The organism is Yoonia ponticola, from assembly GCF_014199395.1.
Classification (GTDB): domain Bacteria; phylum Pseudomonadota; class Alphaproteobacteria; order Rhodobacterales; family Rhodobacteraceae; genus Yoonia; species Yoonia ponticola.
On the sequence record NZ_JACIJM010000003.1, the window covers coordinates 448681 to 470403 of the forward strand.

The 21723-nt window shown below is 55.8% G+C and carries 19 protein-coding genes; 17 read left to right on the plus strand and 2 right to left on the minus strand.

The genetic code is table 11. The features are described from left to right. Positions 1 to 12: 12 nt before the first annotated feature. Entirely contained in the window at positions 13 to 642 is a 630-nt protein-coding gene (gene ureG / locus FHS72_RS07245) for an urease accessory protein UreG (RefSeq protein WP_183527558.1), read from the plus strand. A 2-nt stretch (positions 643 to 644) separates the two neighbouring features. Here the strand turns inward: ureG and rhaI are convergent, their stop codons facing one another. After that, positions 645 to 1919: an L-rhamnose catabolism isomerase gene (gene rhaI, locus FHS72_RS07250; RefSeq protein WP_183527559.1), complete on the minus strand. Its 1275-nt coding sequence runs from the start codon at positions 1917 to 1919 to the stop codon at positions 645 to 647. A gap of 10 nt (positions 1920 to 1929) precedes the next feature. Next, positions 1930 to 4032, minus strand: a complete 2103-nt coding sequence (locus FHS72_RS07255) for a bifunctional rhamnulose-1-phosphate aldolase/short-chain dehydrogenase (RefSeq protein WP_183527560.1) — start codon at positions 4030 to 4032, stop codon at positions 1930 to 1932. Positions 4033 to 4218: 186 nt separating this feature from the next. On the opposite strand from FHS72_RS07255, the gene FHS72_RS07260 reads away from it, so the two are divergent. From FHS72_RS07260 to FHS72_RS07335, 16 genes are all read left to right on the plus strand, one after another. Further along, positions 4219 to 5031 (plus strand): DeoR/GlpR family DNA-binding transcription regulator, encoded by an 813-nt coding sequence (locus FHS72_RS07260; RefSeq protein WP_183527561.1) that lies wholly within the window; start codon positions 4219 to 4221, stop codon positions 5029 to 5031. A 25-nt stretch (positions 5032 to 5056) separates the two neighbouring features. Next, positions 5057 to 6052: a rhamnose ABC transporter substrate-binding protein gene (gene rhaS / locus FHS72_RS07265; RefSeq protein ID WP_183527563.1), complete on the plus strand. Its 996-nt coding sequence runs from the start codon at positions 5057 to 5059 to the stop codon at positions 6050 to 6052. 78 nt (positions 6053 to 6130) lie between these two features. Next, a complete protein-coding gene (locus tag FHS72_RS07270; RefSeq protein ID WP_183527565.1) occupies positions 6131 to 7678 on the plus strand; it encodes a sugar ABC transporter ATP-binding protein in 1548 nt (515 codons plus the stop codon). Then, positions 7675 to 8655: an ABC transporter permease gene (locus tag FHS72_RS07275; RefSeq protein ID WP_183527567.1), complete on the plus strand. Its 981-nt coding sequence runs from the start codon at positions 7675 to 7677 to the stop codon at positions 8653 to 8655. Before FHS72_RS07270 ends, FHS72_RS07275 begins: the two co-directional genes overlap by 4 nt. Beyond that, complete coding sequence (locus FHS72_RS07280; protein ID WP_183527569.1) at positions 8652 to 9665, plus strand: ABC transporter permease; 1014 nt, start codon at positions 8652 to 8654, stop codon at positions 9663 to 9665. The genes FHS72_RS07275 and FHS72_RS07280 overlap by 4 nt, the downstream gene beginning before the upstream one ends. After that, positions 9662 to 9979: an L-rhamnose mutarotase gene (gene rhaM / locus FHS72_RS07285; RefSeq protein ID WP_183527571.1), complete on the plus strand. Its 318-nt coding sequence runs from the start codon at positions 9662 to 9664 to the stop codon at positions 9977 to 9979. The genes FHS72_RS07280 and rhaM overlap by 4 nt, the downstream gene beginning before the upstream one ends. Then, entirely contained in the window at positions 9976 to 11346 is a 1371-nt protein-coding gene (locus tag FHS72_RS07290; protein ID WP_183527573.1) for an FGGY-family carbohydrate kinase, read from the plus strand. The genes rhaM and FHS72_RS07290 overlap by 4 nt, the downstream gene beginning before the upstream one ends. Before the next feature lie 265 nt (positions 11347 to 11611). Continuing rightward, positions 11612 to 11977: an Hpt domain-containing protein gene (locus FHS72_RS07295; protein ID WP_183527576.1), complete on the plus strand. Its 366-nt coding sequence runs from the start codon at positions 11612 to 11614 to the stop codon at positions 11975 to 11977. Continuing rightward, positions 11974 to 13926 carry a cellulose biosynthesis cyclic di-GMP-binding regulatory protein BcsB gene (locus FHS72_RS07300; RefSeq protein ID WP_183527578.1) on the plus strand — a complete coding sequence of 651 codons (1953 nt, stop codon included), beginning with the start codon at positions 11974 to 11976 and terminating at the stop codon, positions 13924 to 13926. Before FHS72_RS07295 ends, FHS72_RS07300 begins: the two co-directional genes overlap by 4 nt. A gap of 6 nt (positions 13927 to 13932) precedes the next feature. Then, positions 13933 to 15822, plus strand: coding sequence for a glycosyltransferase family 2 protein (locus tag FHS72_RS07305; protein WP_183527580.1), 1890 nt, complete (start codon positions 13933 to 13935; stop codon positions 15820 to 15822). After that, the gene (locus FHS72_RS07310) at positions 15819 to 17243 is read left to right on the plus strand and encodes a glycosyltransferase family protein (protein WP_183527582.1); all 1425 of its coding nucleotides are present in this window, start codon (positions 15819 to 15821) and stop codon (positions 17241 to 17243) included. Before FHS72_RS07305 ends, FHS72_RS07310 begins: the two co-directional genes overlap by 4 nt. Further along, positions 17240 to 18181: a response regulator gene (locus FHS72_RS07315; RefSeq protein WP_183527584.1), complete on the plus strand. Its 942-nt coding sequence runs from the start codon at positions 17240 to 17242 to the stop codon at positions 18179 to 18181. Before FHS72_RS07310 ends, FHS72_RS07315 begins: the two co-directional genes overlap by 4 nt. Positions 18182 to 18199: 18 nt before the next feature. After that, a complete protein-coding gene (locus FHS72_RS07320; protein ID WP_183527586.1) occupies positions 18200 to 20176 on the plus strand; it encodes an ATP-binding protein in 1977 nt (658 codons plus the stop codon). Beyond that, positions 20173 to 20529: a response regulator gene (locus FHS72_RS07325; protein ID WP_183527588.1), complete on the plus strand. Its 357-nt coding sequence runs from the start codon at positions 20173 to 20175 to the stop codon at positions 20527 to 20529. The genes FHS72_RS07320 and FHS72_RS07325 overlap by 4 nt, the downstream gene beginning before the upstream one ends. Positions 20530 to 20787: 258 nt before the next feature. Next, on the plus strand, positions 20788 to 21414 hold the full coding sequence (locus FHS72_RS07330; RefSeq protein WP_183527590.1) for a LysE family translocator: 627 nt from the start codon (positions 20788 to 20790) through the stop codon (positions 21412 to 21414). Between the two features lie 136 nt (positions 21415 to 21550). Next, positions 21551 to 21723 (plus strand): transposase (locus FHS72_RS07335; RefSeq protein WP_183527592.1); only part of this gene is annotated, 173 nt, incomplete at its 3' end.

The window sequence follows — 21723 nt, forward strand, 5'->3', positions numbered from 1 at the left end:
TTAGGAAATGTCATGTCCTCGAACGGTCCACTTCGCATCGGTATCGGCGGCCCTGTTGGCGCTGGTAAAACCACGCTGACCGCAACGCTTGCAAAGCTGTTGCACCCGCAATTGTCCATCGGTGTGATCACGAATGACATCTACACCCAAGAAGACGCAGAGGCCCTGATGCGGATGCAAATTCTGCCCCAAGATCGGGTGATTGGTGTGGAAACGGGCGGCTGTCCGCACACCGCCATTCGCGAAGATGCGTCGATCAATCTGGCTGCTATTGCGGAGATGCGCAAACGGCACGATGACCTTGATATCGTGCTGATTGAGAGCGGTGGCGACAATCTGTCTGCGACATTCAGCCCCGAATTGGCCGATGTGACGGTCTACGTGATCGATGTCGCGGCTGGCGAAGAAATCCCGCGCAAAGGCGGCCCCGCGATCACAAAATCCGATATTTTGGTGATTAACAAAACCGATCTCGCGCCACATGTCGGCGCATCGCTGGACGTCATGGATCGCGATGCCCGCAGAATGCGCGGCGAAAAGCCGTTTGTTTTCACGTCGCTGCGCCTGAACCAAGGCGGCCCCGAAGTCGCGGCGTTGCTCGCAGAGATCGGTGGCTTTTCGTTACCAAAAAGCCACCGTTGATTTTAAACGATGCCGCCACCTGCCCCGCTGACTGCTGGGCGTTCTGAACCCACGCGCGCGCGGTAGCCCGATGCACGGTAGGCCGCGACCGGGTCGATTGCCCCGCCGTTTTCCAACCGTGCCATCGCCAAAATCGGTTCTACATCGGTTCGGAAACCATGTTTTAGCGTCGTGGTCGCCATCAGCGCGTCGTTTTCGTCCTGAAATCCAGCCAAGGCAGTCCGGTCTACCAGTAACGCCTGCGCGTAGGCGCGTTGCACTTCGGTTGCGGAAACCATCAGGCTTTCGATAGGATCAGTGACGTTGTGGCTCTGGTCCAGCATATGCGTCGGGTTGAAGTCCGGGTTCGTTTCCGCATCAACTAATTCATTGAAAACAAGGAATAAACGATAAGGATCGATACTACCCGTGTCTAGGTCATCATCGCCGTATTTGCTGTCGTTAAAGTGGAAACCACCCAGTTTCCCGAACTGCGTCAGACGCGCCACGATCATCTCGATATTCACGTTTGGCGCATGGTGGCCAAGATCGACAAGACACTTGGCTTTGTCGCCCATTTGCTGTGCGATCAACAGGTTCGTACCCCAATCCTGCACGACAGTTGAGTAAAATGCGGGCTCGTACATCTTGTGTTCTGTCAACAGCGTCCAGTCGTCGGGCAACGCGTTATAGACCTGTTTTGCAGCATCCAAGTAGCGCTCGAACTGGCGGGTAAAGTTGGTTTGACCCGGAAAGTTGGACCCATCACCAACCCAAATTGTTAGCGCCTTTGACCCCAACTGCGCACCCAATTCAATGCACGCAATGTTGTGATCCACAGCCTGTTGGCGCGTCGCTGCGTCCGTGTGCGCCAGCGACCCGAACTTGTAACTATGCGCCTGATCGGGCTGATCTTGGAACGTGTTTGAATTCATCGCATCGAACGACAAGCCGACTTCTTCGGCTTTGCTATTCAGGTCAGCGGCCGGCTGTGCGTCCCATGGAATATGAAGCGAGACCGACGGCGTCGCACGGGTCAGTTGGTGGATCAAACCACAGTCGCTGAGTTTGTCAAAAATGTCCCGTGGTTCGCCAGCGGCTGGAAACCGAGCAAAGCGCGTGCCGCCAGTCCCGACACCCCAGCTGGGGACCGCGACGCCGTAGCTTGCAACCTTGGATTTGATTGCAGCAATGTCGATACCGCGCCGATCTAGGTGTTCGCCCAAAGCGGTGTAATCTGCGTTTAGTTTTTCCGACGCCGTGTCGTTCGACTTGGCAATTACGTCTGCATTAATCATGATCTGCCCCTTACCGTGTGAACGCTTGGACGTTGCCCGCGTCCACGTTGATGATGTTGCCAGTTGATTTCGCGGATTGGTCTGACGCCAAGAAATACGCGGCTTCGGCAATATCTTCAGGTAATACGGAACGTTTCAGCAAAGAGCGGTCGCGGTACATCGCTTCGAGCCCTTCTTTGTCGGTGCCGTAGGTCCCTGCCCGCTGGTCAAGCCATTCGCCTTGCCAGATTTTGCTGCCCTTCAGGACCGCATCGGGATTAACCACGTTGACGCGCACGCCCATTGGTGCGCCTTCGAGAGCCAAGCAACGCGCGAGGTGGATTTCGGACGCTTTTGCTGTGCAATAGGCGGATGCGTTTGGTGACGCAGCAAGGCCGTTTTTCGATGCGACGAAGACGACTGCGCCGCCCATGTCTTGGACTTTGAACAATTTGAACGCTTCGCGGCTAACGAGGAAATAGCCAGTGGACAGGATCGCCATGTTTTTGTTCCACAGCTCTAATGTTGTCTCTTCGATTGGCGCGGAACTCGCAATGCCAGCATTGCTAACCAAGATGTCTACGCCGCCAAATTCCGCCGCGATGTCACTATACGCAGCGGCCACTGCGTCCTCGTTGGTCACATTCATGTTCACAGTACGCACGACGTCTGCGGAATAACGCGCGCTTAATCCTGCTTGGGTTTCGGCCAAGGCCGCGTCGTCGATATCGGCCAACATCACACAAGCACCTTCGCGCAAGTACCGCTCTGCCGTCGCCGCACCGATGCCGCCAGCGCCGCCCGTCACCAAGGCCACACGGCCCGCCATGGATTTCGGGGCCGGCATCCGCTGCAATTTCGCCTCTTCAAGTAACCAATATTCGATGTCGAAGGCTTCTTGTTCGGGCAAGCCTTGGTATTCCGACACGGCATCCGCGCCGCGCATCACGTTGATCGCGTTCACGTAGAATTCGCCGGAAATCCGCGCTGTCGCTTTGTCTTTGGCAAAGGTGATCATGCCCACGCCGGGGATCAGGTAAACCACCGCATTTGGGTCGCGAATTGCGGGGCTGTCTTCTCTTTTGCAGCGATCATAATAGGCCTGATATCCCACACGGTACGCCGCCACGGCGTCAGCCAAACCGGCGAGCGTCGCATCAACGTCCGGTTTTGCCGGATCGAAGTTCACGACCAACGGGCAGATTTTCGTGCGCAAGAAATGGTCGGGGCAGGATGTGCCAAGCGCGGCGAGACGTTCCATATCTTTGGCGTTTACGAACTCAAGCACGGCGTCGCTGTCGGTGAAATGACCGACCATGTGCTGCTGACCCGAGACCATGCCGCGAATGGCGGGCATCAAACGGGCGGCAGCGTTGCGGCGTTCATCTGCGGGCAAGCTTGTGTGAACCGCCCCGCTAAATGCGTCCTTGCCCGCGGTTTCTTTTGCGAACCAATCCATTGCGGTTTGGATAATTTCAACGGTCAGCTCGTAGCACTCTTTTGCGTCATCAGCCCACGTGAACAAACCGTGGCTTTCCAGCACAACGCCTTTTGCATCGGGGTTCTTGGCGCAGAAATCAGACAACCAAAGGCCCAATTCATAACCCGGCTTTTTCCATGGCAACCAGCCGATGTCTTCGCCGAAAATCTGTTGCGTCAGCGCCTTGCTGTCTTTTGCCGCTGCAATCGCGATGATCGCATCAGGATGCATGTGATCCACGTGTTTTTGCGGCACATAAGCATGAAGCGGCGTGTCGATGGACGCGGCACGTGGGTTCAGGTTGAACGTGCAATGCGGCAGGTAGGCGACCATTTCGTCCTCGAACTCAACCCCGCGATAGATACCGCGTAGCGCGTTCAGTTTGTCCATATAGAGCGTCGAAAACCCGTCCATCTTGATCGACCCAACATCACCGCCGGACCCTTTGACCCACAGCACCTCGACCATGTCGCCCGTCAGCGGATCTTTTTGCGTCACCTTTGCCGAAGTGTTGCCACCGCCATAGTTCGTGATTCTCTTGTCCGAGCCGAGCAAGTTCGAGCGATACAGCAGTTTCTCTGGCTCGCTCATTTTGCTCGCGACAGATTCATCCCATTTGTTTTCAAGACGTTGGCTGTTTTCAGAAAGGGTCATCTTTTGTCTCCATGGACGGCAGGTTGATCGACAGTGTTGCCGACAAACTGTCGAGACGACCACCCCAAGTCAATCACTTTCAATCACAAACAATCATTCTGCACTGCAGCATGATTGAAATTGCAAAAAAATGATTGACACATTACCGCGACTCGTCTCAATTTGACCAAATCGAAAGGGCCAATCATGCATGAAAAAGACCGCCATCGCGTTATCCTATCTGCCGTTCAGGATCGGTCTTTGGTCACTGTGATTGACCTATGTGCGTTGACTGGCGCGTCCGAAGCCACCATTCGCCGCGACATCGGTACGCTGGATAAACACAAGCGTCTGCGCCGCGTGCGTGGCGGTGCCGAAGCGATCACAACCAAGCCGTTTGTCGGTCTCGCCGGACGTCCGTTCTCAGTTAACGAAACCATGAATATCGCGGAAAAGCAGGCCATTGCCGCTGCTGCAGTCGAACTGTGTGACGACGGCGAGCCGATCATTATTAACGGCGGCACCACGACGTTCCAGATGGTGCATCCGCTGGCATCGCGACGGATGCAGGTATTTACCAACTCGTTCCCAATCGCGGAACATTTGCTCAAGAATACGAGCAATACCGTGATGTTATCGGGTGGCATTATCTACCGTGAACAAAACATTATCCTGTCGCCCTTCGACAATGACGTGACCCGCAATTTCTACGCCAAGCGCATGTTCATGGGCGCGCAAGGCATCGGGCCGCTGGGCTTGATGGAACAAGACCCGCTCTTGATCCAAGCCGAACAAAAGCTGATCGGCCAAGCCGAAGAATTGATCGTTCTCGTGGACAGCTCCAAGTTCGAGAACCGCTCTAGTTTGGTGCTTTGCCCGCTTGAAAGAATTGACACAATTATCACCGACGACCGCATTGATGACCGCACCGCGGCTATGCTGGAATCGGCTGATATTTCACTGATCGTCGTGCCCACGGGTGCTGCGCAGAAAGACGGGGTGGCTTCGTCGCCAGCCTGATTGCAACCACTCCAGGGAGGAAACCATGAGTGTACTGAAGAAATTGGCAACATCTGTTGCTCTGGCCGGCGCGATGCTGGGCACGCCAGCAATGGCGCAAGATGACGTGCGGATCGCAGTTGTGGTCAAGGCGCTCGGCATCGGGTTCTTTGAAGCCGCAGCACAAGGCGCAGAAGAGGCTGCCGCGGAACTGGGCAACGTCGAAATCATCTACACGGGTCCAACCGACACCACCGCTGAAGGTCAGATAGAAGTCATCAACGCCTTGATCGCCCAACAGGTCGATGCGATTGCGATCTCTGCCAACGACACAGACGCGCTGGTGCCTGCGTTGCAACGCGCCATGCAGCGCGGCATCACAGTGATTAGCTGGGATTCCGGTGTTGCACCCGAGGGCCGTCAACTGCACCTGAACCCGTCGTCTAACCCGTTGATCGGCAACATGATTATCAAGCTTGCAGCAGACCATTTGCCTGATGGCGGCGACGTTGCATTGCTGTCGGCAACAACCACATCGACCAACCAGAACATCTGGATGGAAGAAATGAACAAGGTCATGGGCGACTATCCTGGCGTGAACGTTGTAGCGACTGTTTACGGCGACGATCTGGCCGATAAATCCTACCGCGAGGCCACCGGCCTGATGCAGTCCTACCCTGATCTTGATGCGATCATCGCGCCAACATCCGTTGGTATCGTGGCTGCAGCACAGGCTGTTGTGGATGCTGGTAAAGTTGGCGAAGTCAACGTGACAGGTCTTGGCCTGCCATCCGAAATGGCGGGTGCTATTGAGTCCGGTGCGTCGCAATCCTTTGCGATCTGGAACCCGATCGATCTGGGTTACTCTGCCACAATGCTGGCTTACGAGTTGAGCCAGAACGACATCGAAGCTGTCCCAGGCGCTGAAATTCCGATGGGCCGTATGGGCACGCTGACGCTAGACGACAGCAACGAAGGCGCGATGGCTGATCCGTTTGTCTATGACGCCAGCAACATCGAAGACTTCAAGTCGATCTTCTAAACAACGCTCTTCCAGCCTGATACCACCATCGGTGTCGGGCTGGTTGCCACTACCATCACCCACTGCATGAGGTTGCCAATGACGACGCATACCGCGCCCGCCAATCGATCTGACGTGTCGCCCGTTGTTTCAATGGACATGATCACGAAAACCTTTCCGGGTGTCACCGCATTGGACCGCGTAAAGTTGGACCTCTACCCCGGCCAAGTGACCGCTCTTGTTGGTGAAAATGGCGCAGGTAAATCCACCACCGTCAAAATCCTGACGGGCATTTACCAGACAGACGGCGGCACGATCCGCATTGACGACGCGCCTGTGTCCTTTGCATCGCCCAATGACGCGGCCAAGGCTGGCATCACTGCAATCCATCAGGAAACCGTGCTGTTTGACGAATTGTCCGTCGCAGAAAACATCTACATCGGCCACGCGCCCCGCACCCGCTTTGGTCTGATCGACACCGCCGCCATGCACGCCGCAGCCGCTAAACTGCTGGACGATATCGGCGCCCCCTTTAGCAGCCACACCCAGTTGCGCGACCTTGGTATTGCCAACAAACACCTCGTCGCCATTGCCCGCGCCTTGTCGGTGGACGCTCGTGTTGTGATTATGGACGAACCGACGGCCGCGCTGTCACACAAAGAGATCGAAGAGCTTTACACGCTTGTCGAGACGTTGAAATCCCAAGGCAAAGCGATCCTGTTCATCAGCCACAAATTCGATGAAATCTTCCGCATCGCGGATCGGTTCACCGTGTTTCGTGACGGGGCTTTTGTCGGCGACGGTTTGATCGCTGATATCACCGAAGACGCGCTCGTCACGTTGATGGTTGGCCGCTCTGTCGATCAGATTTTCCCCGATCGCGCCCACACACCCGGCGAAGAAGTCCTGAAGGTCGTGGGGTATTCGCATCCAACCGAATTTGCCGACATTACTTTCACGCTCAACCGTGGTGAAATCCTTGGGTTTTACGGCTTGGTTGGGGCTGGTCGCTCTGAATTCATGCAATCGCTGTTCGGGATCACCAAACCGACCAAAGGCGTGTGCCGGATCAATGGCGAGATCAAAATTATCCGCTCGCCCGCTGACGCCGTGAACAATGGCATCGTTTACGTCCCCGAAGATCGCGGCAAACAAGGCGCCGTGATCGGTTTGCCGATTTTCCAGAACATCACCTTGCCGTCGCTTGGCCGAACATCATCGCGCGGGTTCCTGAAACTTGCCGAAGAATTCAAACTCGCACGGGAATACGCCGCACGGCTGGACCTGCGGGCCGCCTCGCTCGATCAAGACATTGGCAACCTGTCGGGGGGCAATCAGCAAAAAGTCGTCATCGCCAAATGGCTCGCCACCCAACCCCAAGTCATCATCCTCGATGAGCCGACCAAAGGTATCGACATCGGCTCCAAAGCCGCCGTGCATAAATTTATGGCCGAACTCGCAGCCCAAGGGTTGTCAGTCATCATGGTCAGCTCGGAAATCCCCGAAGTTATCGGCATGTCAGACCGTGTGATCGTCATGCGCGACGGGCTGATCGCCTCTGAATTATCGGGCGACGAATTGACCCCTGAAACCTTGGTGCGCCATGCGGCAGGCATCACCACATCGACAGAAGGTACAGCCCCATGATGCGTCACATTCCCGTCCGCGAAACCATTCTGGCCAGCGCAATTTTGCTGCTGATTGTCTTGATCGCATCACGGTTTGCGGGCTTTGTTGCGCCTGCAAATTTGGCCAATGTGTTTAACGACACGGCCCCGCTGATCATTCTGGCCTTGGGGCAAATGGTCGTTATTTTAACCCGTTGCATCGACCTGTCGGTCGCTGCCAACCTTGCGTTGACGGGCATGGCCGTGGCGATGATTAACGTCGCATTTCCCGGTCTGCCGATCCCTTTTATCCTCGCCATTGCCGTCACGCTTGGTGCGATGATGGGGGCTATCAACGGGGTGCTTGTTTGGAAGCTCAACATTCCGCCCATTGTCGTGACGCTCGGTACAATGACCATCTTTCGCGGCATTATCTTTCTGATTTCAGACGGTAAATGGGTGAATTCCCATGAAATGAGCCCCGCCTTCACAGGCTTTCCGCGCGCCGCATTTCTCGGTCTGCCCGTATTGTCATGGATCGCAATCATCACGGTTGTAGCTTTCGGCGTGATGATGTCCCGTACCCAATTCGGACGGTCAATTTTCGCAGTTGGTGGCAACCCGCACGCGGCGGTCTACACAGGCATTAACGTGGGCCGCACGCAGTTCGGCGCCTTCGTCGTGTCGGGTGCATTGGCCGGATTAACCGGATATCTTTGGGTCGCTCGCTACGCGGTCGCCTATGTCGATATCGCGGGCGGTTTCGAGTTGGAAGTCGTCGCCGCATGCGTCATCGGCGGCATTTCTATCGCGGGCGGCATCGGGTCAGTGGGCGGTGCCGTGCTGGGCGCGATCTTCCTTGGCGTGGTGAAAAACGCGCTGCCTGTCGTGAATATCTCGCCGTTCTGGCAGCTTGCGATTTCCGGCTCTGCAATCCTGATCGCGGTGGCCTTTAACGCACGATCAGGTCGCACCAAAGGCCGCATTATCCTCAAATCCGCCGAGGTCACGCAATGACAAACACCACCCAAACACGCCATATTCCTGACCGTCTGCACAGCCGCGCTGCGCGTCTTTTCAAGAGCTGGGAAGCGTTGCTTTTCGCCGTAGCAATCGCGATTTTCGTGGTTAACAGCTTTGCGTCGCCCTACTTCCTGAACGCATGGAACCTCAGCGACGCGACGTTCAACTTTACCGAAAAAGCAATGATCGCCTTTGCCATGGCACTGCTGATTATCTCGGGCGAAATCGACTTGTCTGTTGCGTCCATCATCGCGCTTGCCAGCACCGCGATGGGGCTTGCCGTGCAATACGGTGCGGGCACGCCGGAATTGGTCGCGATTGGCCTGACTGTCGGGCTGCTGTGCGGCGCGTTTAACGGCGTCTTTGTCACCATATTGGGACTACCATCCATCGTTGTGACCATCGGCACCATGAGCCTGTTTCGCGGCATCAGCTATATCATCCTTGGCGACGATGCGTTCCGCGGCTATCCCGCCAGCTTTAGCTGGTTCGGCCAAGGCTACATCTATTGGGTGTTCACCGTCGAGATGCTGTTCTTCGTCATTATTGCCGTCGTTTACGCTGTATTACTGCACAAAACCAACTTTGGCCGCGCCGTCTATGCCATCGGCAACAACCCGACAGGGGCGTTGTTCAGCGGCATCCGCGTCGCCCGCGTCAAGTTCATTTTGTTCCTACTCACGGGCCTGATGTCCGGTGTTGCAGCGATCTGCCTCACCTCGCGGCTCGGGTCCACGCGGCCCAGTATCGCCACAGGCATGGAGCTGGAAGTCGTCACGATGGTCGTCCTCGGCGGCGTCAATATCCTTGGCGGATCGGGCACAATTCCGGGTGTCGTGATCGCAGCATTTGTCATGGGATTGGTGACATTCGGGCTTGGATTGCTCAACGTGCCGGGCATCGTCATGTCGATCTTTATCGGCCTGTTGTTGATCGGCGTTATCGCCTTGCCGCGCCTATGGGCGATGGTATCTGCACAGCGCAAAGCACGGAAAATCGCATGACCGAACGCCACGTTTTCCGCATGAAACTGAACGACGGCATGGTTAACGAATACCGCCGCCGTCACGATGAAATCTGGCCAGAATTGGTGGTGCTGTTGCACGAATCTGGTGTCAGCGATTATTCGATTCACCTTGATGACGCGACGGGCCACCTGATCGGCGTTCTGACACGCACCGCAGATCACACGATGGACGCCCTGCCCGATCATCCTATCATGCAAAAATGGTGGGCACACATGGCCGATATCATGGACACCGGACCGGACAACGCGCCTGTCGCCGCGACCCTCACACCAGTGTTCCACATGCCATGACGACGCCGCGCAATATCGCCGTGATCGATATCGGCAAAACCAACGCGAAACTCGCGCTTGTTGACCGCATGTCGCTGACTGAACTGGCCGTCGTGACGCGCCCGAATACCGTGCAAGCAGGACCGCCTTACCCACATTATGACGTCGACGGACATTGGGCGTTTTTGCTCGACGCTTTGGCGCAATTTCACGCAGATCACGGCGTTGATGCAATTTCGATCACGACGCATGGCGCTTGTGCCGCGTTGCTGGACAGTGACGGCAATTTGGCTGCCCCGATCCTAGATTATGAACATCCCTACCCCGCAGATACTGTCGCGGCATACGCCAAGATCAAACCGGATTTTGCCCTGACAGGATCGCCTACACTCGCGGGTGGATTGAACATCGGCGCACAGCTTCACTGGCAGTTTTCAACCGACCCAAGCCTGCGTGATCGCACCGCCCAGATCGTGACTTATCCGCAGTATTGGGGGCATCGCTTGACAGGCGTCGCCGCTGCTGATGTGACCTCAATCGGGTGTCACACCGACCTTTGGCAACCACGCGACGGGACTTTTTCCGAACTCCCCAAAGCATTGGGTATAGATGGTAAAATCGCTCCTGTGCGGCAATCGACGGACATCTTGGGAACTATTCTGCCTGAGATTGCAGCCGTGACTGGGCTGTCCGCGGACACTTCGGTTTGCGTCGGCATCCACGATTCCAATGCGTCGCTTTACCCGCACATACTGACGCAAGACGCACCGTTTTCGGTCGTTTCTAGCGGCACGTGGGTCATCGTGATGTCCATTGGCGGCGGTGATCTGCAGCTTGATCCGACACGCGATACCCTGATGAACGTGAATGCGCTGGGGAACGCCGTACCAAGTGCGCGGTTCATGGGTGGTCGCGAATACGAAATGATCCAAAGCGGCCAATACCAGCCGCCGACGGATGCTGAAATCCAAGACGTGCTGACGTCGTCGCTGATGATCCTGCCCGCTGTTGAGCCTAAAACAGGACCATATCAGGGACGTCAAATGTCGTGGACTGGCCACGAGCCTGACGTGGGAACGGGGCAAAGATCGGCGGCGGTGTCGTTCTACCTCGCGCTGATGACGGACACCTGTTTACGGCTGACCGGAGCCAAAGGCCCCACGATTGTCGAAGGCCCATTTGCGCGAAATCCTGAATTTATCGCGATGCTAGAGGCCGCGACTGGCCGCCCTGTGATGAAAAGCGACGCGGCCACAGGAACCAGCATCGGTGCGGCGCTGCTATTCGGACAAAGCGACGGGCTTGTCGCACCGATCCGATCCGCAGCACGTGCCGATATGGCGGCTTTCAAGGCTTATGCAGAGGCATGGCGCGCGCGTGTCGATTAACTAAACCACCGCCCAGTTTGCCGAACCGATACGCACGTCGCGCCCGCGCTACGTCTGTATCATTTGTGTCACGTCACCGGATGCATACCAATGGTTCCAAACGGCCTTCGCCTTATGGTTGTTGCATGTTAGCGGCTAACAGCCTAATCTAAAATGTGTAAACAAACGGTTAACGATTGTATCATAATCCCCCACAGTAACGCGCTCGGCTTACGGATTTTCACTTGATCCATAGCTGATATGTCCCAATGACGCGAAACCTAGTATGATCGAACACCAAAAAGATTTGTCTTATGACGACCGCATTGCGCAGGTTCGAAAACGTTTCATCCACACTCTGAAAGATCGGCTCGACGATGTTTTGAACGTTGTCCAAGGCGAACCCGAGTCTTCGGGTGGTGAAACGCACGTCCGCAAGGTCCACCGACTTTTGCATGACATGAGCGGAAACGCCGCGATGCTGGAACTCGACACAATCGAGCAGATCGTCCGCAAAGGCGTGGACATTGCAGAACACGTTGACACCACTGGTGCCGACCTGACGCAGACCCAAATCACCGCTCTAGAAGCGATTATCCAAGATGCGCATGCTGCAGCCGCACAACTGAGAGAGCACTATTCAACGCTATGAAAAACGCATTTATTCTGACCGCATCAATCAGTGTTTTGGCTTTGAGCGCACATGCGCAAACGGCAACCACGACGCAATCCACCACACCTGCAATCGCCGAGACGTCGCAAGACGCGCTTTTGCGTAGCACGACGCTGCGGGATTTGGGCTATCGCGATGGCGTGGCATTCAGCCAGTTGTCAGGCCAGACGGAAATCTACTTTCCTGTCCCTGATGCAGGCCCGATCCTGAATGGTCAGTTGACCCTCGATATCGAACACGGTGCGACCAACGCGGTCGAGCGGTTCTTGCAAGTCAAAATCGGCGACCGCATTGCGACGTCTGTCGGATTGGACGTTGAAGGCGGGCAGTTGTCGTTGCCGATCGATATCCGGCCTAGCGATGTTCAAAACGGGTTCCTGACGATTGGGCTGTCTTATTCGGGTGCATTCTCTGAATATATTTGCGTCGATGAACGCGCGTCTGGTGACTTTGTTCAGATCTCGCCGGACTCTGCGTTATCCTTGACGCTAGACCCTGCGCAAATCTCGACACCGTTGGATTTCAACGGTTTCCGCCCTGCCCAAGTCTATGTGCAGATGCCCGAAGGCAATGAAATGTCCGGTCTGGCTGCGGCTGTGCGGGCGGCGACATTGTTCGGTGCGGAACAAGGCGGCGTCAACTTTGGCACTGGCGCCCTCGCCGCTGAGGGCAACGCTTGGACGGCCGGTGCGATTGAACTCGACGTGACCACGTCTGGGTCCGATAGCGAAATGGAGGTCATCCAGACCGGTGCGCAACCGACCTTGCACGTGCGCGGCACCGACCCGCAATTGGGTCTATGGCAGTTGTCATCCGCGTGGGCTGGCGTCACCGATGCCGCCAACAGCGTGACCAGTGCACTCGTTTCCAGCAGCGTTGACGCCGATGTGGTGCTGCTGTCAGCACTCGGCGCTGACCTGCGTGAAAAACAAGTTGTATCGTCCGAGCAGTTTATTATTCCATTCCAATCATCGGATATTCCGGCGGGTAAAACTGTGTCCGAGATTGATCTCGTACTTGCAGCGGGCCTCGACCCTGCTGGTGCGGGCGCAAGTGCGACCGTCTACCTGAATGACACGTTGCTTGGGGCCAGATCGCTGGGACGCGGCGTGCCGGAACGTGTGAAGTTCACAGTGCCAGCAGGACTGGTCAGCCGGAACAACGTGCTGCGCGTATCGTTCCAACGCCAAGCCGCTGGCGGTCAGTGCCGGATCAAACCGCAAGGCTATAGCGCCCAAGTTCTACCGGGCAGCCAGTTGCAACTGGCGGATACCGCAGACGAGACCGAGCACTTTTTCCAACTACGTCAATCCTTTGCAGATGGTGCACAGATTTTCGTCGATCCAGATGTGGGCCTGTCCGCCAGCGAATTGATGCCATGGCTGGGCAGTGTCGCAGGTACGATAATCCCTGATCGCGCCCCGATCATCCCGCGCAATGCGCTGACAGATATCGACGCGGACGTGCCGTTTGTTGTGGTGTCCAATGCCAATCCCGGTGACGGCGAACCTTTGATTACCGTCGAAAAAGGCCGCATCGAGATTCGTGACCGCAATGGTGAAGTCATGTTCGACGGCGACGCGCTAGACCGGCTTGGAATTGTGCAGATGGTCACGCGCAACGGCGTGACTGGTCTGTGGGTACGCCCCGGCGCAGGTGACGCACCACAAGCGTCAGTGAACACACCGTTCGTGTTGGACCGTGGTGATCTGGCGTTGATCGGCGCTGAAGGCGTCGTCGTGGCGACCTCGACCAACAGCAATTCTTTGATCGATGTGGTCTACCCTGAACAAACCAGCCTGATGCAGATCCTAGATCAATATCGGCCATGGATTGTGGGCGGTCTCTGGCTTGCCCTGACGTTGTTGGTCTTGGCTGCATTCCAGAAAATGTACCGCCGTCGCCGCGCTACGCCGTCGGACGAATAACGCATTATGGCGTTGGATGCCGAAAGCGAAGCCATTGGCACATTGTTGCTGGATCGGGGAATTCTCACCCCCGACCAGCTTTTTGCGGCCGAAGATCTTGCCGAAGATTGGGGCGTTTCGCTCGTCAAAGTTCTTTTGTCGCGGCGGTGGATTACGTCTGATCAACTGTATGAACAGCTGGCCTTTCACTACGATTTGCCACTGGTCAACTTGATGACGGACAGGCCGGACGACGCATTGATCCGGTCTTTTGATCCACGCACCATGAACGATTGGATGACCATTCCGATTGGCGAAACAAACGGTGTGACCACTGTTGCCACAGCGCGTCCCGGCCCTGCTACCTTGTTGCATGTGAACGAAAAATTCGGAACCAACGTTAATCTGGTTATCGCCTCGCACTTTGACATCTCGTGGTCGCTGCAACGTGCTTTCCGCGAACAGCATTCTCACGATGCCGTCTTTGCGTTGGCTGAAGTCGACCCCGAAATGTCCGCACAGCAGGTCATCACACCGCCGCAAATCCTGATCTTGTATTTGCTGGTCTCTACCTTCCTGCTCGGGATCGCTTTTGCGCCCGTCGCCACATTGATCGCGATCAACGTCGTGCTGACCGTATTCTACACTGGCAACTTCTTATTCAAAGCTGTGCTGGTTTGGGTCGGCGGGGCCGCACAGGAATCGTCGTCGCGCGCAATCGCCGCCGAAGCCAGCCTTTTGCGCGACGAGGACCTGCCCACGTACACGGTGCTGGTCCCGATGTTCCGCGAACCCGAAGTGCTGCCGATTTTGACGCAAGCCCTGCGCAATCTTGACTATCCACTGGCCAAGCTCGACATCAAAATCGTGCTGGAAGAAGGCGATCACGAGACGATTGATGCCGCGCGTAGCCTGAACCTAGAAGGCGTGTTCGAGATCATTCGCGTGCCCGCCTCGCACCCGCAAACAAAGCCGAAAGCCTGCAACTTTGCGTTGCGTTATTCCCAAGGCGATTTCTTGGTGATTTTCGACGCCGAAGACAAACCAGAGCCCGATCAGCTGAAAAAAGTGGTCGCCGCGTTCAACCAATCGCCCGACAACACCGCCTGCATCCAATGCCGTCTAAACTACTATAACGCCCGCGAAAACTGGCTTACACGCATGTTCACGCTGGATTATTCACTTTGGTTCGACCTTATGCTGCCCGGTCTAGAGCGTCTGAAAATCCCTATTCCGCTGGGTGGTACATCGAACCACTTCCGCATGGATGTGCTGCGCGAACTCAACGCTTGGGACCCGTTTAACGTCACCGAAGATGCCGATCTTGGCATTCGTTTGACGCAAAAAGGCTACCGTGTCGGCGTGATCGACTCCACAACATTTGAAGAAGCAAACGTCTCGATTCCCAATTGGGTCCGGCAGCGCTCGCGCTGGATCAAGGGCTACATGCAGACGTTTTTGGTGCATAGCCGTCGCCCTGTTCACCTGTGGCGCTCCATCGGGCCTGCTGGCGTTTTCGGCTTCATCTTCTTTATCGGCGGGACGTTTCTGTCCGGTCTGCTTAATCCGGTGTTCTGGGCCATTTTCGCGGTCTGGATGATCTTTGGCGAAGATATCATCTCGCCCTACTTCCCGCTGCCGGTGCTGTATCTATCCTTGCTCAATCTGCTCGCGGGCAACGGCCTGCTGATCTATCTGACAATGGTGGCCCCGTTCCGGCGACGCTGGACCGATCTGGCCCCATGGGGGATCACGGTGTTCGGCTATTGGGCGCTGATGACCGTCGCCTCTTATAAGGCGCTGTCGCAGTTGGTGTTTAATCCGTTCTACTGGGAAAAAACCCAGCATGGGCTGTCCAAACACACCGCAAACGAAGTCGCCGAGGCAAGTCTCGATGCCGAGGAGATCAACGGATGACCCGTCATGCCGGACACTGGGCCGCTTTTATTCTGCTGTTTTTAGGGCTGTTGCTGACGCTCGCGTGGGCGCAGGCGAATGGTTTTGTCTCTGAACGGGTGACGGTGCTATGGTCTAAGGCGATCATGCAGATCGACGGGCCAGTGGGCTTTAATTCCACCGACGCATTTTTCCCGCCCCTGCCCTATGTGTTGTCGATTGTGCTGCAATGGATCATCGGCAGCGTGTCGGTGCCTACGCCGTTTCTGCTATCCGCCGGATTGGGGGCGATGATGGTCATGATGTGGTACAGCAACCTGCGTTATACCGCCGATGTCTCTGCGATCACCAGCGTTCTCGCAGTGGCGCTACTGGTGCTGAACCCGTTCTTCCTGCGCGCATTAGCCGAAGGCCCCGAAGCAATCCTGACCCTTATCGGCACATGGATTTTCGCACGCGGTATCGTGAACCTACGCCTCGCGGGCAACGCCCCCGACATGATGAAAGTCGCCGTGGGCCTGTTGGTCGTGTCCTTATCGAACAGCTACGGCTTGCTGATCTGCCTCGGTGCGCTGCCCTTTATGATCGTGGCCGCACGTCCCAGCATGCTGGTCTCGTCGCCAATCGGGTATCTGATCGCGATGTTTTACCCTGTGGCCGCCGCGATCTTTTCGCTTTGGTTCATCAGTATGATCTTCGATAGCTCGCTAATGCCGCTGTTGACAGAAGAACCAGTGTCGATCTCGTTCACGACCCACTTGATCATTCTCGCAGGACTGGCGCCGCTGACATTCATTGCCACGATGCGTAACGTCTACACCCCCTACTACTTCATGCCATTACTTGCCGCGTTCGGAACCGTTTTCGGGGCCTACTGGCTTAACAACATGTTCCATATGGAATCCGATCCGTCCTTGGCGATTGCACCGATGCTCGCGATCTTGGTCGCAGCCATTCGGTTCTGGCCACCGCTGAACTTGCGCGAGCCGATCATTCTGGTGCTTTTGGCACTGAGCCTCGTGCTGTCGCTGTTTTCCCTGCGTGCCAACCCGGAGGCCGAAACCCGCGAGTGGGTGGCAGCCGTACAGGGCGTGCCATTGGACGAATATAAAGCCACACAAGACGTCGCGCGCTTTCTGGACGGAAAGGACGGCATCCTCGTCGATGTCGAACGAAATCCCGAAATTGTGCCACAAATTGACGACATTCAACGGCTTATCGTCGCGGGCCAAACAGTCTATGATTGGGCATTAGAGGGTGGATTGCTGCGTGCGAAATACATACTCGTGCAAAACACACCGACCGACGTCCTCGTGACAGACCGCATATTACGACGCTTCCCTGAACTCGCGACCGATCAGATGGCTTTCTATGATGAAGTCTTTGCAAACGATCTGTGGCGGGTTTTCGAACGAAATGAACCAAGAGAGGGACTGAAATGAGCCAACGCATTATAGCAGTCGATGATTCTGATATTGCGCAGGAATTCATTCGCAGCAACCTTGCAGAGCTGGGTTACGACAACGTTGTCAGCTTCCTCGACCCGACGGCTGCACTGGCGGCAATCGAGACGGGCGAAGCCGAAGCGGACTTGATTTTGATGGACATCATGATGCCCGTGATCGACGGGATCGAGCTGTGTGCGCGGATCAGAGGTATTGATGCGTGGCGCGACGTGCCGATCATCATGTTGACCAGCCGCAAGGACATGGAATCCCTGTCGCGCGCCTTTGTCGCGGGCGCGAATGACTATGTGACCAAGCCGTTCAACCGGATCGAATTGCAAGCACGCATGAAAAGCAGCTTGCGGCTTAAATCCGAACTCAGCCGTCGTCGTGCTAGCGAAAACCGCGGATCAAAACGCAAGGCGTTAGGCACCGATGGCTCGCGAACATCGACTGCACGCCAAGACATGCTTGGGAGTCAGTTGGGTCTGCAGGCTGATCTGATGGCGATGGCAGCGGATACCGAATCCACGGTCGGCTTGATCGCGTTAAAGGTTGATAACCTGAAAAAAGAGACCGATTTTTCGTCATCCCAAAGTGCCGTAATCACCAATCAGGTCGCAAAAATCCTCGCGAATGTCAGCATTTGCGCGGGCGATACATTTGCACACTGGGAAGATGACATGTTCTGCTTCGCGGGTCTCAACCTGAGCGAAGATGATCTGCGCCAGCGGGCCGAAACATTCGTGAACGCCGTCAACACAGCGCAACTGACCGCCAGCGACGCATGGCAAAACGCGCCCGTGACGATCAGCGCGGCGATTGCCCCTGCGGGTGACGGCACCATCGGCCATCGCCTCGCGAACGCGATCAAATTGCTAGAAACCAAATCCGGCGACACCGAAAACGGCATCGTGAAAACCCTACAACCTTAACGGAGCGGCCCTTCCCCCATGATTCATATGGACACGCGTCTCAATGCGAACGCCCCCCAAAATGAAGGCAGGCGGCCCTTTGTCGGTGTAATTCTGCTGCTTGTGGTGTTGTTCATCGCAGGCGTCGCCTATCTGGTACGTTCTGATTACAAACGTTCGATCAGCGAGGCCGAAGTCCAACTGGTCAATTTCGCTGAACTTTTCGAGCAGTCGGTCGAATCCAATCTTGCGGTTGCCAACCTGCAGATGTGGAATTTGATCGACCGCTTGCCGTCGAGGCGGTTTGGAACGTCTGCGGACATCGAAACCCGCTACGGCGACATGATGCGCCAAACATTGGAACAGATTGATCAAATCGACAGCCTTGTATGGATCGCCACGAACGGGAATCCAGTGTGGTCGTCGGTCGAACAACTGACAGGCACCTACCTCGGTGATCGCGCCTATTTCCAAGAAGCGTTGCAGTTGGGCATGAATGAATACGCCGTTGGTGTGCCGATTATCGCACGTGGCACAGGACGGCGTTTGACGCCTATTGCGTGGCCAATGGTGTCGCAGTCCAATCAGGTTTTCGGCGTGATCGTATCGTCCTTGGGCGAGAAGTATTTCTCGGACATATTAACCCTGTCCGAAATTCCGACCGACATGCACGTCAACGTCGTCGCTTCCAACGGCGCTGCGGCATTCGAGTCCGAAGACCTGTCGCCGATTGCATTCGAGCGCAACATTCACGCCTCGCGCAAGATCGCGGCTTTGGATCTAACCATCAACGTCAGCCGTAGCAAAAGCGCCGTTTTGGCGGGTTTTTACATGCGGACAGCCAGCTTTATCATCATTGCAAGCATCCTGTTTGCGTCCTCAATCGGCATGGCGATCAGGCTGCAGCGCAAGTCAGTGCAACTGGCCGACGGCTTGAGCCAATCCGTGCAGGATAACCTGCGGATTGTCGCTGCTCAGCGCGAGTTTAACGCGATTTTTGAGAACGTCGCCGATGGTATTGTGATCTTTACCATGGACGGAAAACTTAAGCGGACCAACAAGATGGCCCGCAAAATTCTTGGCCAAGATGACAGTGATCAGGCTGTCGCTGACCTCAAGAGATTGCTACCGGACCTGTCCATTCTCACTGATGATTTGCCGCCGCAAGAGATCCTGACCTGCAACGATCAAGCCGTTGAATGCCGCGTCATGAAGCTGACGGCGAACAATATGGAGATCGCCTATTGCGTGCTGACCGATGTGACCGCCGAAAAGCGACTGGCTGCAGCGAAGGACAACTTTGTCACCTCCATTAACCATGAACTACGCACCCCTCTGACGTCGCTTTCAGGGTCGCTAGACCTGCTGCAAGACCGCTTTGCGGATGACCTCGCAGGCCCTGCCAAACGGCTGGTCATGATGGCGTCGCGCAATGCTGACCGTCTCTTAATGTTGGTGAACGACATTTTAACCTTGCAGGCCATCGACCAAGGCCAATTCCACGTTCGCGTCAAACCCGTTGATGTCAGCGTCGCGTTAGAAGAAGCCGTCGCATTCAATTCCGGTTACGGCATGGGGTCAGGTGTTAGCCTGCTGTGCGAACGGACTGAACCGGGGATGATTTTCGTTGATCCGGATCGATTGCAGCAAATTTTCTCGAACCTGATCTCGAACGCGGTCAAATACTCGACAGCAAACGGCACCGTCAAAATCGGCGCGGTCGAGACAAACGGCGACATCACCTTTTACGTGCGTGACGACGGCCCCGGCATTCCAAAATCCGCACGCGGCCGCCTGTTTGACCGCTTCACCGCCCCAATCCACACCAGCGGCGTACAGATGAACGGCACGGGTCTGGGCCTTGCGATCACAAAACAATTGGTTGAACGCCAAGGCGGCGAAATCACACTAGACTCGAGAACCGAAGAAGACGGCGCAGTGGAAACAGGAACAGTCTTTTTCGTGACGTTCAAAATGCACACAGCGCCAACAACACCAGTGGAGATTGAGGCATGAAAGTTCTATTTGTCGACGACGAAGCAGACATCCGCGAGATGATCGAAATTGCCCTGATCGTCGAGGACGACATCATCCCGACCTTTGCCGCCAGTGGTGCCGAGGCGATAAAAATCCTGAAAACGCAAGACTTTGACGCCCTGCTTCTGGACGTGATGATGTTGCCCCCCGACGGCCAAGAGGTGCTGCGCGTTGCGCGGACCCTGCCCAATCACCAGTCGACCAAAATCGTGATGTGTACGGCGAAAACCTCGCAAGAGGCTGAAAACGAACTCAAAGCGTTGGGCGCAGACCAGATACTACACAAGCCTTTCAAGCCCGTTAAACTAGCCGGATACCTACGCGACCTGTAGTTGCTCTGCGTGAGTCATGGGAAATCTCGCAAACCTGTGGTCGTGAACATCATGGCGCTCGCCGTCCTGGATGTAAGGCTGCATCGTCAATCGTTGTGCCCTTAATTAATCGTCAACACTTGCATGATAGACCTGCCTGATCTTACCAAAACTGACGGGGTGCGTCGCAGTCAAAAGCGAACGCTTCAAATTTCACCTCTCATCCGTTAACAGCGATCCAACGCACTGAACCAACTCGCCATCAACACAGGCCTCACCATGATTCCTTTTGACACCGCCTTGCTGTTCGTCAGCGTCGGTCTTGCCTTGGCGCTTGTTCCCGGTCCAGACAACATTTTTGTCCTTACGCAGTCCGCCTTGCATGGCAAAATTGCGGGCGTGGCCGTCACATTGGGTCTCGCGTCGGGCCTATTATTCCACACCACTGCCGTCGCATTGGGGGTCGCGGTCATTTTTCAGACGTCCCAATATGCCTTTGTGGTGCTCAAATATGCGGGTGCGGCGTATCTGTTGTACCTTGCGTGGAACGCGTTCAAAGCCTCGAAAAGCCAGCTTGACGACGACCGCCCGCCTGCTGAAACCGTGCCGAAACTGTACCTGCGCGGGTTGATCATGAACATCGCGAATCCGAAAATCACTATCTTCTTCCTCGCATTCCTGCCGCAGTTCGTTGACCCATTGCACGGCTCTCTCGTCGCGCAATTTTATCAACTGGGTGCACTGATGTTTATCATCACCGTCATCGTTTTTGGCGTCGTGGCCTTCGCCGCAGGGGCGCTGGGAGATTGGTTAAAAGCATCGCCCAAGGCGCAAATCTGGATTAATCGCGTCTCGGGCCTCGTGTTCATAGCACTTGCTGCGAAACTGGTTTCGACAAACAAATAGTTCTTAAAAATACGGCTGAGGTTGAGAACCCCAATGCTGCCTTCCCTGCCGGTTGATTAACGCAAAAACTGCGCACTGAGCTGCTGCCGGTTTCGTGGAGACCGAGATAAGGTGTTTATGAGATTGGAGATCAGCGATGACGAGAAGAGTTTACAGCCGAGAATATAAACGCGAGGCGGCACAGCTTGTGACGGCTCGCGGAGTGAGTGTCGCGCAAGCGGCCAAAGATCTGGATGTGCATGCAACCGTGCTGCGCCGATGGGTGCGTGAGTTTGGATCAAACGGGCCAAACGCCTTCCCAGGCAACGG